Source organism: Nocardia sp. CY41 (genome assembly GCF_009829325.1).
Lineage (GTDB): Bacteria > Actinomycetota > Actinomycetes > Mycobacteriales > Mycobacteriaceae > Nocardia.
The window spans coordinates 223990-236975 of sequence record NZ_VUOS01000012.1; the positions used below are offsets into that span (position 1 = coordinate 223990).

The following is a 12986-nucleotide window of genomic DNA, read 5'->3' on the forward strand; positions in this document are numbered from 1 at the left end:
GCTGGCGCAGGTCGTCGGTTGGCCCGCAATCTGGCGCTATACACCGTCGCCAGGTTGGGTCTTGTGGTAGCGCTCGCCGCTGTGATCAAGCTGGCCGCGTGGCTGGTGGGGGTGGACATCCCGGTGGTGGTCGCGGCCCTGTTCGCGTTGATCATCGCGATGCCGCTGTCGCTGACCCTCTTCAAGCGGCTGCGGGCCAAGGTGAACGAGGACATCGCCCTGGTCGACGAGCGCAGGCGACGGGACAAGGCCGAGCTTCGGGCGCGGTTGCGCGGCGACGAGCCGCCCACTCCGCCGGAGGCCGGGGCCTCTTCGTGAAGTCCTGTGATCACACCGCACCGCGCGATTGGGTCGACAACGCGGTGCGGTTGATCGACGCCGACGCCCAGCGCAGCGCGGACACCCACTTGCTGCGCTATCCGCTGCCTGCCGGGTGGAACGTCCAGCTCTATCTCAAGGACGAGTCCACCCACATCACCGGCAGCCTCAAGCACCGCCTGGCCCGCTCGCTGTTCCTGTACGCGATCTGCAACGGCTGGGTCACCGAGGGGACGACCGTGGTGGAGGCGTCCTCCGGTTCGACCGCGGTCAGCGAGGCATACTTCGCCAAACTGCTCGGCCTGGACTTCGTCGCGGTGATGCCGGCGAGCACTTCCCCGCAGAAGATCGCGCTGATCGAGGCGCAGGGTGGGCGCTGCCATTTCGTGCGCCGCCCGCCGGATATGTACACCGAGGCCGCACGGCTGGCCGCCGAGTGCGGCGGTCACTACATGGACCAGTTCACCCACGCCGAGCGCGCCACCGACTGGCGCGGCAACAACAACATCGCCGAGTCGATCTTCCAGCAGATGTTGTTGGAGACCAACCCGGTGCCGGAATGGATCGTGGTCGGTGCGGGCACGGGCGGCACCAGCGCGACGATCGGCCGCTATATCCGGTACCGCAGGCACGCGACGAAGCTGGCCGTGGTCGATCCGGAGAACTCCGCGTTCTACGGCGGGTACGAGACCGGGGACGCGGCTTATCAGACCGGAATGCCTTCCCGGATCGAGGGCATCGGCCGTCCGCGCGTGGAGCCCTCGTTCGTCGGCCAGGTGGTGGACCGTATGTTCGAGGTGCCCGACGCGGCGTCCATCGCGGCGGCCAGGTTCGCGAGCGCGCGGCTCGGCCGCCGAGTCGGTGGATCGACCGGGACCAACCTGTGGGGCGTGTTCGCCTTGATCGCCGAGATGCTCTCCGAAGGCCGCGGCGGCAGTGTCGTCACCCTGCTGTGCGATGGCGGAGATCGTTACGCGGGAACGTATTTCGATGATGCGTGGGTCGCGGGCCAGGGATTGGATCTCGCCGCGCCCACCGCGGTCTTGGAGAAGTTCACGGCGACCGGGATCTGGGACGCCTGATCGGTTCGCGCCTCGCGTGGGTGCTGTTCGCCGCAAGCGGAACGGGGCCCTGTCGCGCCCTATCGCGTCAATTTTTATTGACACTGCGCGCTGACGTCAATCAAAATTGACGGCATGACGGAAGCAACCACTCTGGCGGCCGCCGCGGGCAGCCCCGATCCCAAGGTCGGGCTGCGCGCGGTGCTCGCCCTACGCAGGCTGCTCGAGCGTCTCGAAGCGATCCAGGTGGCCAACGCCCGTGCCCAGGGCTGGTCCTGGCAGGCGATCGCGGAAGCGCTCGAGGTCAGCAAGCAGGCAGTCCACCAGAAATACAACCGGAAAGGCAGGAGCCGCTGATGTTCGAACGGTTCAGCAGGTCGGCGCGCACGGCGATCGTCGCCGCTCAGGAGGACGCGCGCGAACTCAACGCGTCGACTATCGAGGTCGAGCACGTGCTGCTCGGACTGCTCGCGCAGGCCGAGCCCGCGGTGACGGCTTTGCTCGCGGAGGCGGGACTCACTCGCGACGGCGTGCGCCGCGCGCTGGCCGAACAGGGCAACGGTGTGCCACTCGGTCCCGAGGACGCGGAGGCATTGCGATCCATCGGCATCGATCTGGACGCCGTCCGGGAATCGCTGGAAGCGAATTTCGGCGAGGACGCACTCGACCGCGCCGCGCCGGACCCGCGCCGTGGGCCGTTCCCCTGGAGCCGCGGCGGGTACTACGGGCACATTCCGTTCACGAAGGAAGCGAAGAAGGTGCTCGAACTCTCCCTGCGTGAGGCGCTCGGCCGCAAGGACAAGACCATCGAATCCGGGCACATGCTGCTCGGCATCCTGCGCGCTCCCAACCAGACGACGGTGCGCCTGTTCGGCGGCCCCACCGCGATCCAGCAGTTGCGGCCCAAAGTGCACGCCCTGCTCGACCGTGCGGCCTGAGCCGGCGGACATGCGCTGGCGGAGTTCGGGTTTTCCGGCGGCGCGTGTCCGCATCCGACGCCTAGCATTGGGCCATGCAGCTCGTGATTCGCTTGATCATCAACGCGGTGGCCATCTGGCTGGCCGCCTTCTGGATCGACAAGATCGACATTCTCGCTCCCGAAGGCGGCAACGGCGCGAAGATCGGCGTGGTCCTCGCCGTGGCCGCGGTATTCACGGCGGTGAACGCGGTGGTGAAGCCCATCGTGAAATTGCTGTCACTACCGCTGGTGATCGTCACCCTCGGCCTGTTCCTGCTGCTGATCAACGCGCTCATGCTGTGGCTGACCGCCGAGATCACCAAGGCGTTCACCGAATACGGCCTGCGCGTCGAGGGTTTCTGGGCCGCGGTGTTCGGCGGCATCATCGTCTCGCTCGTGAACTGGGTGCTCGGCATCCTGGTTCCGGACGAGGACTGATTCACGGCGCAGGCGCACGCGCGGTCGCGTTCCGCGCGGAGGCCGTCAGCGGGTCGGCGCGTCGGCCCGCGGCCGGGGAACGGGTTCGGACGTCAGCCCAGCCCGACTGCCAGCGCGGTGACGGCCGACCACACCAGGAGAGCCAGACCGGAATCCCGCAGCGCGGGAATCAGTTCCAAGCCGCCCTTGCCGCCGCGCACCGGCGCGTTGGCGCGCACGGCGAGCGGCACCGCGAGCAGTCCGGCCAGGGCCAACGGCGTGCGGGCGACCAGCGCCAACGTCACGAGGAACGGCACCGTGAGCAGCGCGAGGTGCAGGGTCCGGGTGCGCGGGTCGCCGAGTTTCACCGCGAGGGTGACCTTTCCGGAGCCGGTGTCGGTGGGGATGTCGCGCAGGTTGTTCGCGACCAGCACGGCGCTGGAGAACGAGCCCACCGCGATCGCGAGCAGCACGCCCACCCAGTCGATCCGGCCCGCCTGCACGAACTGGGTGCCGAGCACGGCGACCAAGCCGAAGAAGACGAACACCGCCACTTCGCCGAAGCCGCTGTAGCCGTACGGGTTGCTGCCTCCGGTGTAGTACCAGGCCCCGGCCAGGCAGGCGGCGCCGACGAGCAGCAGCCACCACGCGCTGGTGAACACCAGCACCGAACCGAAGACGGCGCCGATGACGAGGCTGACGACAGCGGCGGTTTTCACCGCGGTGGGGGAGGCCAGCTTCTGCCCGACCAGACGCAGCGGGCCGACCCGGACGTCGTCGGTGCCGCGGATGCCGTCGGAGTAGTCGTTGGCGTAGTTCACGCCGACGATCAGCGCCAGCGAAACGAGCAGCGCGAGAATCGCTTTCCACCACACCGCGCCGTCGACGGACGCGGCGGCGCCGGTCCCGGCGAGCACCGGGGCGATCGCGTTCGGCAGGGTGCGTGGGCGCGCGCCCTCGATCCATTGCGCTGCAGTAGCCATGTCCGCAGCATAATGGGCGCAGTCGGAGGCAGTCCGTCTTCAGCCCGCGCACGGTCGGAGCGAAGGCGCAGGTACCGCCTGGTGCGCGTGCGGCGATCAGGCCGTTTAAGCGGTCGCCGCCTCTTGCAGGCGCGCGAGTCCCTTCTCGAAGTCGCGGCCGACGAACTTGTCCATCGGGATGAACCTGCCGATGACGCCCATCAGGCCGGTCTGCTGCCCGGTCATCCGCCAGGTCACCTCGGTGCCGGTCTCGACCGGGGACAAGAGGAAGGTCACCATATTGGTCGCCTTCATCGGCTTCAGGAATTCCAGGCGCACCCCGATCTCGCGGTCGGCGCTGCCGATGATCTCCATGCTGCCCGCGCCGGCCTTGCGGTTTCCGCTCCAGGCATAGCGCGCACCCACGCCGGAGTCGGCGCCGGAATAGCTGCGCTGCAGCTGGGGGTCGAGATCTTCCCACGGCGACCACTCCACCCATTTGTGGAAGTCGTTGATCAGCCCGTGCACACGCGCGGGGTCGGCCGTGATCACGGCCGATCGGACCACCTCGAACTCAGCCATGGGGTCAGACTATGCGACCGATTGCGCACAGTCGCGGCAAAGAAATCGTGTCGGCTCGCTCCGGCCTGCTCGCCTACGATGACCACGGGATGTTTCCGGAGCACAGCGGCCCGCACGGCCACAGTCGAGCAGTGACGACGCCCGCAGGCGAATCGGTCGTGGTGGCCCTGCTGGGCGAGGTCGCGCTGCGCCGCGACGGAACGCTGACGCCGCTACCCGGCGCGCGCTCCCGGCTCCTGCTCGCCGCGCTGGCCCTGCGGCCCGGCCGCAGCCGCGGCGCGCAAGCCTTGATCACGGACGTCTGGGGCCAACAGCCGCCGCGGGCGCCGATGAACGCGCTGCACACCCAGGTATCCCGGTTGCGTTCGGCGCTGCCGGAGGGCGCGCTGGAGATCGGCCCGGCGGGATACCGGTTGACGCTCGCCGCCGAACAGGTCGACTTGTCGTCGGTGGGCGACCGGGTGACGCGGGCGCGCGGGCTGCACGCCGCAGGCGATCTCGCCGGCTGCCTGGCGGAGATCGCGGGGGCGCGGGCGCTGTGGCGCGGGGATCCCGGTGCGGACCTGCCGCCGGGTGAGCTGGCCGACGAGTTGCGCGTCGCGGCGGGGCGACGCCTCGCCGAACTCGACGAGCTCGAGCTCACCGCCCGCGAAGCCGACGGCGACGTCGACGGTGCGTTGGCTCTGGCTCGTGGACGCGCCGCCGCCGATCCGCTGGACGAACCCGCGCAGCTGGCCTTGATGCGTCTGCTCGCGGCGGCGGGACGGGCCAACGAGGCGCTGGAATCGTTCGCGGCCTTCCGCTCCCGGCTGGTCGACCAGCTCGGCGCCGATCCCGGGCCCGCGCTTTCCGCGGCGCACACGGCGATCCTGCGCGGAGAGCCGGCCGGGCCCGCAGGGCCGCCGCGACCCGGTGCGGGCGGTGCCGGGACGCCGGTGACGGGTCTGCGCAGGGAACCGGCGGCTCCAGCCACCCCCGCGGAACCACCGCCCGTCGCGATGGGCCTGCGCGCCGCGCCCAACGCGCTGCTCGGCCGGACGGACGACCTCGCCGCGTTGACCGACCTGCTGCACACCTGCCGGGTGGTGACCGTGCTCGGCCCCGGCGGCGCGGGGAAGACCAGAGTCGCCAACGAGCTCGGTGCGCGGGTGGCGCGCACCCGCCCGGTGGCGCTGGTCGAGCTGGCCTCGGTGCGGGCCGAGGGCGGCGACGCCAGAGTCGAGATCGAGGCGGCGATCGCCGCGGTGCTCGGCCTCAGCGAGGTCACCTTCGACACGGCGTCGCTGCGCTCCGGGCAGACCGTCGATCTGCGCAGGCGGTTGCGTGACGCGGTGTCGGCGCGCCCGATGCTGCTGATCCTGGACAACTGCGAGCACCTGATCGACGCCGTCGCCGTGGTGGTCGCCGACCTGATCGGCCTCGCGCCCCGGCTGACCGTGCTCACCACGAGCCGCTCGCCGCTGACGATCACCGCCGAGACGGTGTATCCGCTGCCGCCGCTGACCATCGACCCGGCGGGGTCACCGGCCACCGAGCTGTTCGCCGCGCGTGCCAGGGCCGTGCGCCCCGCGGTCCGGCTCGACCCGGAGATCGTCGCCCAGCTCTGCCACACGCTCGACGGGCTGCCGCTGGCCATCGAGCTGGCCGCCGCCCGGGTCCGGACGATGAGCGTCGAGGAGATCAACGAGCGATTGGCCGACCGGTTCGCGCTGCTGCGCCACGGCGACCGCAGCTCGCCCGAACGGCATCGCACCCTGCACGCGGTGATCGAATGGAGCTGGAACCTGCTCGACCGCGAACAGCAGGCGGCGCTGCGCCGATTGTGCCGGTTCCCGGCCGGGTTCACGCTGTCCGCCGCCGAAGCGGTCGCGGGCGGAACGGACGTGACCGATGTCGCCGCGGCCGTCGACGGCCTGGTCAATCAATCGCTGCTCACCGTGCTGGACGACGCGGTGCTCGGCACCCGCTACCGGATGCTGGAGACGGTGCGGGAATTCGGCGAAGAGCAGCTGACCGCCGCCGCGGGGGAGCCGGACGCGGTCGATACCCGCATGTTGCGGTGGGCCGAGCGCTACGCCGATGACGTGGCGAGCCGGTACATGACCGGCGATCAGTTCCGCCTCGCGTTATCCGTGGCGGCGGAACTGGACAACTTGCTCGCCGCGCTGCGCTGCGCCATCGAACGACGGGACGCCGCGACGGCCTACACGGTGTTCCCCGTCGTCGGCACGCTGTGGGTGATCCGCGGATCGCATATGGAAGTGATCGCGTGGGCCCAGCGCGTCATCGAATTGGATGCGGCCGGTCTCGGGCCGGAAGGTCCGCGTGCGGACCTCGTGCTCGTCACCTATCAGATGATGTTCCTGCATCTCGCCTACACCAACGGCAGCGCCCGGGCCCTCGCCGAATTGCGCCTGCGTGTGCGCCGATTGCTCCGCCCCGGCGTGGAGCTCAGCGAGAACAGCCGTTTCATCGGCCGGGTCGTGCTCACCAGAGCCGACGGACGCGGAATCGGCAGGCTGCTCGCCGAGGCGGTCCGCTCGGACGATCTGGAGACCAGGGCCTCGGCGCTGCTGTTGCGGGCCAACATGCGAGAGAACCTCGGCGACGTGCGCGGCTCCACGATCGACGCGATAAAGGCGCTGAATGTCCTCGGGCGCGAGAACGTCTGGAGCGTGGCCATGGTGAGCAGGCACCTGGGACAGGTCTGTGGACAGATCGCCCAGTACGCCGAATCGGTGACCTATTACCGCCGCGCGCTCGACGTGCTGCAACGGCTCGGCGCCTACGAGGACACCGCCTGCTGGTGGCTTCGCTGGTCGGCGTCGGCGAGCTGGAGCAGGCCCGCCGCGAACTCGACCTCGCGTTCGGCACGCCGGACCTGGACAGCTCGTCCCTGGGACGGAATCGACTGCTGTCCACGGTGATGCACAGTTCGGCCGAGCTGGCGTACGCGGAGGGCGACATCGCGGGCGGATCGGCTCGCTACGAGCGCGCGCTGGAGCTGTTCGGCTGGCCGGAAAACGCCCTCGGCCCCGGACCCGGCGCCCTCATGCTCGCCGCGGCGGCGCTCGGCGCGCAGGTATTGCACGGCGGGGCGAGCGCAGCGGCGGTCCTGGCGGCACAGCTGGCCGAGCTCACCGTGCCGACGATGAGCCAATATCGAGATCTGCCGCAAATCGGCGCCGTCGCCTGCGCGATCGGCTCGTACCTCGTCGCCGCCGACCGTGAGCCGAGCATGGGTCTCGACTTGCTGGTGCTGGCCCCGAATGTCTTCTGCCGACAGGATTTCCCCTCGATGCGTTGGCAACGGCACCTGGACGCGGCGATCGCGAGACTCGGTGCCGACCAGGTCGCGGAAGCCCGCAGCCGCCTCGGCCGGCTGCGCCGGAACGATTCCGCCGACCGCATCATGCGGATGCTGCGAAGCATTTGCGCCGCCCGCTGACCACGCGTCCTCCGCAACGGCACCGATGTGCGCGAGCTGGTATGCGGAAACAGGCCGGGTAACCCGTGGTCACCCGGCCTGCTCTGGTGTGCGGATGGCTCATGCCCGCCGCATGTACGCCTTGACCGTGAGCGGAGCGAAGATCGCGATGACGACCACCGCGCCGATCAGCGACCAGGCGAGGTCGCCGCCGAAGCCTGCGCCGTTCATCAACCCGCGGCACGCGTTCACCATGTAGTACACGGGGTTCACGTGATTGAGGCCCTGCATCCAGCCCGGCATCGTGCTCACCAGCGCGAAGGCGCCGGACATGAAGGTCAGCGGGAACATGATCATCATCGAGATGCCCTGCACGCCCGCCGCGCTCTTGCCGGTGACCCCGACCAGCGCCCAGATCCAGCTGATCGCGAACGAGCAGATCACGATGACCAGGCCCGCCGCGACGACCCCGACCACGCCGCCCTCCGGTCGATAGCCGATGGCGACGCCGACGACGATGGTGAGCACGGTCGCGATGACGTAGCGCACCATGTCCGCCAGCAGCGCGCCCGCCAGCGCCGAAATGCGGGCGACGGGCAGGGATTTGAACCGGTCGAAGACGCCTTTGTCCATGTCCTCGCGCAACTGGGTGCCGGTGACGACCGAGGTCAGCACCACGGTCTGCACCAGGATCCCGGGAATCAGGACCGGCAGGTAGTCGTGCACGCTGCCGCCGATGGCGCCGCCGAAGATGTAGGCGAACAAGGCGGTGAACAGGATCGGCTGCACCGTCACGTCGAACAGCTGCTCGGGCTTGTGCTTGATCTTCAACAGGCCGCGGTAGGCCATGGTGAACGAGTTCGCCGCCGCTTGGGCGAGCGGAACGCGGTTGCTCACTTCGGGAATACTCGTCGGCGCCGCTCGGCGCTTCTCGGTCGCGGTGATGGTGGTGGTCATGCTGTGCTCCTCGTCGGCATGCGCGGGCTGTTCGTGGTGACGCAAGCTGCCGCCTGCGGGCCGGACGCTCATGCCGCGCTCCTGTCGGACTCGTCGGTGGTGTCGTCGGCCGGGTGGCCGGTGATGGTGAGGAAGACCTCGTCCAGGCTCGGCTTCGTCACGGTGATCTCGTCGACGCCGATCTCCCACTCGCGCAGGCGGATCAGCAGGTCGGCGGTGACACCGGCGTCGGTGAGCGGCGCGGTGAGCCGCCCGGCCTCGGGGGTGATCTGCGCGTCGACGCCGAGGAAATCGCCGATGATGCGGCGCGCCTCGTCGAGCTGACCGCGATCGATCAGGGTCAGGTGCAGCGACGAGCCGCCCACCGAGGCCTTCAGTTCGTCGGCCGTGCCGTCGGCGATCACCTTGCCGCGGTCGATCACCGCGATCCGGTCGGCCAGCTGGTCGGCCTCGTCCAGATACTGCGTGGTCAGCAGCACCGTCGCGCCTTCGCGGACGAGGCGGCGGATGGTCTCCCACATCTGGGCGCGGGTGCGCGGGTCGAGCCCGGTGGTCGGTTCGTCGAGGAACAGCAGCGGCGGTGTCGCGATCAGGCTGGCCGCCAGGTCGAGCCGGCGCCGCATGCCGCCGGAGAAGTTCCGCAGCGGCTTGTCCGCCGCCTCGGTGAGGTCGAACTCTTCCAGCAGGTCGGCCGCCTTACGCCGGGCATCGATCCGGCTCAGGCCGAGCAGGCGGGAGAAGATGATCAAGTTCTCGGTGGCGGACAGGTCCTCGTCGACCGAGGCGTACTGCCCGGTGACGCCGATGAGCGAACGGACGGCCGTCGGCTCCGCGACCACGTCGTGGCCGAAGATGCGGCCGCTGCCGCAGCAGGGTCGCGAGCATGCGGATGGTCGTGGTCTTGCCTGCGCCGTTCGGACCGAGCACGCCGTACACCGAGCCCTGCGGCACCGCCAGGCTCACTCCGTCGACGGCCCGCTGTTCCCCGAACACCTTGACCAGGCCGTCCGCCTCGACGGCGAGCGCTGAAGTTGGTGCGAAAGAAGTCATGTGGACAACTGTGGACACCCGCACTTGCACGGCTCTTGCACAGCGCTGTCACACCGGCCGCGACTGCGCCGCGGCGTGTTCGGGGCCTCTCAGGAGGCAGGCGGCATCGCCGCACGGGTGCGCGGCGACGGCAGCCGGAACAGGTTCCGCAATCGGCGCAGCGCCGCGCTGTCGCCGGTCGCCGACGCCTGGCCGCTCTCGATCGCTTCGGCCAGGGTGAGCTCCTGGCTGGTCAGGCGCAGGAACGCGGCAGTGCCGATGGTGATGGTCGCGTCCGGGTGTTGCGCGGGGCCGTGTAGCGCCTCGATGGCTCCGTCCTGGATACGGGCGTGGAAGACCTCGTCGTCGATGTGGAATTCGTAGACCGCGCGCAGGTCTGCCGCGGCCTCGGGATCGAAGCACGCCCGCAGGCCGAGCACGGCCCAGCCCGGGTGGAAGGTTTCGGTTGCACGCGGTTGTCCCATCGCCCATTTCAAGCCCCATCGGGCCAGCGCCAGAATCGCGGGAGCGAGTTCCGCACCGGCCTCCGTGAGCGCGTAGGCGGGAGTGCGGGCGGGCGGCGGGAGCGTGACCTTACGGGCGAGTCCTTCGGCTTCCAGGTGCTTCAACCGGGCCGCGAGAAGCCCGGTGCCGAGTCCGCGCAGGGCCGCCTGCAGGTCACCGAACCGTTTGGGGCCGGTGAGCAGCTCGCGGATCAGCAACAGGGTCCAGCGCTCACCGACGATGTCGAGAGTCCGAGCGGTGGCGCAGTACTGGTTGTAAGTCCGCTGGTCCACTTCCTCACTCTAGACTTCGCACTTCTCGATTTTGAATGCGCGACGCGTCCAGCAGCATCCCGGCGAGCGGTTCGGGTCTGGTGAGCATCACATCGTGGGGCCCGTCCAAGGGCCGGGTCCGGTATCCGAGGGCGGCGCCGAATGCCGACGCCATCCCGCCCCGCCCATCCGTCCACGAGGACGATGTGGTCGACGGCCTCGGGACGGGCATCGGCTGCTTCCCGCGCGACCAGTCCCGCGTAACTGTGTCCGACCAGCACGATCTCCTCGTCGCCCGGTACGGCGTCGAGTGCGGCGGCGACGATGGCGGCGTGGTCGTGCAGGCCGTAGTCGCCGACCGCGCTGATATCCGGGGTAACAGTGTGCGCCCCGGCGGCGCGCAGCAGCCCGACGACCCGCTCCCAGGCCCAGGGGCCGTGCCAGGCGCCGTGGACGAGAACGAACGTGGTCATTGTGAACCCCCTCCGGGGCGATGTCCGGTTCCCGAGCCTAGCGCTTGACTTCCTGTTTTTGAAGTGCGAAGTTCAATTAGCAGTAGTAATGAAGGGAATCGAGATGACGAAGGTGCTGTACCGAGCACAGGCGCACGTGACCGGTGGCAGGAACGGCCGCGGACGAACGTCCGACGGAAGTCTGGATCTGACTTTGCGCCAACCGAAGGAACTGGGCGGTGACGGGGAGGGCGCGAATCCCGAGCAACTGTTCGCGATCGGGTACGCAGCCTGCTTCGGGACGACGCTCTCCCTCGTCGGGCAGCGCGGCGGACTGCAGGCCGACGACGCGGAAATCGACTCGTCGGTGGCGCTGATCCCGATCGACGGCGGCCGCTTCGAACTCGGCGTCGAACTGCGTATCGGGCTGCCGTCGGTCACCGACGAACAGGCGATCGAACTGGTCCGAGCGGCCCACCAGGTCTGCCCGTACTCCAACGCCACGCGCGACAACGTCGCCGTCGCGCTGGTGATCAACGGCATCCGGCTGTAGCGACCGGCCCTGCTGAGGACGAACTCGCTCGATCCGAGCCCGGCTTCGGATCGAGCGAGCACCGAAGTGGCGCTGCCCCTCGGTAGTTGGATCGAGTCAGCGGTGGCGCTGCGGTCGCGGGCAGCGCTGGTAGCGGGCGCTGCCCGGGGATCCGCTAGCGGTGCGAGTCGGCCAGCAGGTACTCGCGGAGTTTGGCGCGGTCGGGCTTGCCGGGGCCGCGGAGGGGGAACTCGTCGAGGACGGCGAGTTCGCGGGGGGCCGCGATGGAGTCGAGTTCGTCGGCGACGTATTCGCGCAACTCGGCCAAGTCGGGTGTGGCGCCGGGGGCGGGAATCACCGCGACGGCGACGCGCTGGCCGAGTCGTTCGTCGGGCAGGCCGAGGACGACCACCTCCCTGATCGCCGGGTGATTGATCAGCACGGCCTCGACCACCTGCGGAATCACCAGCAAGCCGCCGGTCGTGATGGCCTCGTCGAGCCGCCCGGTGATACTCAGTACGCCGTTGTCGAAGGTGCCCGCGTCCTCGGTGCGGAACCAGCCCGGTTCGGCGAAGGCGGGATGGTCGGGCTGATTGCGATAACCCGAGGCGATCATCGCGCCGCCCAGCACGACCCGGCCGTCTTCGATGCGGACCTTTGTGCCCTCCAGCGGCACGCCGTCGTACACGCAGCCGCCGCAGGTCTCGCTCATGCCGTAGGTGCGCACGACGGCGATGCCCGCGGCTCGCGCGCGCTCGTAGACCGGCAGCGGAGTGGCCGCGCCGCCCACCAGCACCCCGTCGAGCTCGGCCAGCGCGGTGGTGGCGACCGGCGACTCGAGCGCCTTGATCAATTGGGTCGGCACCAGGGCCGTGTAGCGGCGCTCCCCGCGCATACCCGAGATGGCGCCCCCGAGGGCCTCCGGCAGGAACCCACCGGACACGTCCAGCACGGTGGGCTCGGTTCCCGCCAGGATGCTGCGCAACAGCACCTGGATGCCGGCGATGTGATGGGTCGGCAGGGCCAGCAACCAGTTGCCGGGGCCGCCGAGCCGGTCGTGGGTCGCGGTGCCGCTTGCGCGCAGCGCGGCCGAACTGAGCATCGCGCCCTTCGGCACACCCGTGGTGCCGGAGGTGGTCACCACAAGAGCGATGTCCTCATCGATCGGCTCGCCCGGCGACAAGGCGTCGCTCAGGCGTCTCGCTTCGCGCCGATCGCTCGTGGGAATGGGCAGCCACGCCGCCCCGCTACCTTCCAGCGCCTCCCGCAGGTGGGGCATGACGTCGCCGAGACCGGATCCGGTGGGCATCGGCAAGGTACGCAGTGTCTTGCTCATGCCGTGCCTCGCCGCTCGCCGGAATCGGTGGTGCCCAGAGCCGCAGTGCCCATGGCTCGCTCGCTGCACTCCCTCACGGTAGGGATCGTGTCATGCTCGCGTCACCGCGTGCGGAACGGGTCGGTCTGCCGGAGTGGCGCGCCCGCGGCGCGGCCACCCGGTCGGATCGGGGCTCGGAT

Annotated in this window: 13 protein-coding genes and 1 pseudogene; 7 read left to right on the forward strand and 7 right to left on the reverse strand. The window is 69.8% G+C overall.

Annotation, left to right across the window (positions count from 1 at the left end; genetic code table 11):
* Positions 1-18: 18 nt before the first annotated feature.
* The 5 genes from GVY64_RS14840 (at position 19) to GVY64_RS14860 (ending at position 2775) form a co-directional block, all read left to right on the forward strand.
* A complete protein-coding gene (locus tag GVY64_RS14840) occupies positions 19-318 on the forward strand; it encodes a DUF4229 domain-containing protein (RefSeq protein ID WP_236566839.1) in 300 nt (99 codons plus the stop codon).
* Entirely contained in the window at positions 315-1400 is a 1086-nt protein-coding gene (locus GVY64_RS14845) for a PLP-dependent cysteine synthase family protein (protein ID WP_159841674.1), read from the forward strand. The genes GVY64_RS14840 and GVY64_RS14845 overlap by 4 nt, the downstream gene beginning before the upstream one ends.
* Before the next feature lie 114 nt (positions 1401-1514).
* Entirely contained in the window at positions 1515-1736 is a 222-nt protein-coding gene (locus tag GVY64_RS14850) for a helix-turn-helix domain-containing protein (protein ID WP_040870358.1), read from the forward strand.
* Positions 1736-2317, forward strand: a complete 582-nt coding sequence (locus GVY64_RS14855; protein WP_159841676.1) for a Clp protease N-terminal domain-containing protein — start codon at positions 1736-1738, stop codon at positions 2315-2317. The genes GVY64_RS14850 and GVY64_RS14855 overlap by 1 nt, the downstream gene beginning before the upstream one ends.
* A gap of 74 nt (positions 2318-2391) precedes the next feature.
* Entirely contained in the window at positions 2392-2775 is a 384-nt protein-coding gene (locus GVY64_RS14860; RefSeq protein WP_159841678.1) for a phage holin family protein, read from the forward strand.
* 92 nt (positions 2776-2867) lie between these two features.
* Here the strand turns inward: GVY64_RS14860 and GVY64_RS14865 are convergent, their stop codons facing one another.
* Together GVY64_RS14865 and GVY64_RS14870 are read right to left on the reverse strand one after the other, a co-directional pair.
* Positions 2868-3737, reverse strand: coding sequence for a 1,4-dihydroxy-2-naphthoate polyprenyltransferase (locus tag GVY64_RS14865; RefSeq protein WP_159841680.1), 870 nt, complete (start codon positions 3735-3737; stop codon positions 2868-2870).
* Between the two features lie 105 nt (positions 3738-3842).
* Positions 3843-4298 (reverse strand): SRPBCC family protein, encoded by a 456-nt coding sequence (locus GVY64_RS14870; protein ID WP_159841682.1) that lies wholly within the window; start codon positions 4296-4298, stop codon positions 3843-3845.
* 131 nt (positions 4299-4429) lie between these two features.
* Here GVY64_RS14870 and GVY64_RS14875 point away from each other — a divergent pair, with 131 nt between their 5' ends.
* On the forward strand, positions 4430-7225 hold the full coding sequence (locus tag GVY64_RS14875) for an AfsR/SARP family transcriptional regulator (protein WP_236566840.1): 2796 nt from the start codon (positions 4430-4432) through the stop codon (positions 7223-7225).
* Between the two features lie 620 nt (positions 7226-7845).
* On the opposite strand, the gene GVY64_RS14880 is transcribed toward GVY64_RS14875, so the two are convergent.
* From GVY64_RS14880 to GVY64_RS39115, 4 genes and pseudogenes are all read right to left on the reverse strand, one after another.
* Positions 7846-8682 (reverse strand): ABC transporter permease, encoded by an 837-nt coding sequence (locus GVY64_RS14880; protein ID WP_159841802.1) that lies wholly within the window; start codon positions 8680-8682, stop codon positions 7846-7848.
* 68 nt (positions 8683-8750) lie between these two features.
* Positions 8751-9732: pseudogene (locus GVY64_RS14885) on the reverse strand (ATP-binding cassette domain-containing protein).
* Between the two features lie 89 nt (positions 9733-9821).
* Entirely contained in the window at positions 9822-10508 is a 687-nt protein-coding gene (locus GVY64_RS14890) for a winged helix-turn-helix transcriptional regulator (RefSeq protein WP_159841684.1), read from the reverse strand.
* On the reverse strand, positions 10427-10960 hold the full coding sequence (locus tag GVY64_RS39115) for an alpha/beta fold hydrolase (RefSeq protein WP_201298014.1): 534 nt from the start codon (positions 10958-10960) through the stop codon (positions 10427-10429). The genes GVY64_RS14890 and GVY64_RS39115 overlap by 82 nt, the downstream gene beginning before the upstream one ends.
* Before the next feature lie 103 nt (positions 10961-11063).
* On the opposite strand from GVY64_RS39115, the gene GVY64_RS14900 reads away from it, so the two are divergent.
* On the forward strand, positions 11064-11492 hold the full coding sequence (locus tag GVY64_RS14900) for an organic hydroperoxide resistance protein (protein WP_159841686.1): 429 nt from the start codon (positions 11064-11066) through the stop codon (positions 11490-11492).
* Positions 11493-11646: 154 nt separating this feature from the next.
* On the opposite strand, the gene menE is transcribed toward GVY64_RS14900, so the two are convergent.
* Positions 11647-12807, reverse strand: a complete 1161-nt coding sequence (gene menE / locus GVY64_RS14905; RefSeq protein ID WP_159841688.1) for an o-succinylbenzoate--CoA ligase — start codon at positions 12805-12807, stop codon at positions 11647-11649.
* Between the last annotated feature and the right edge of the window lie 179 nt (positions 12808-12986).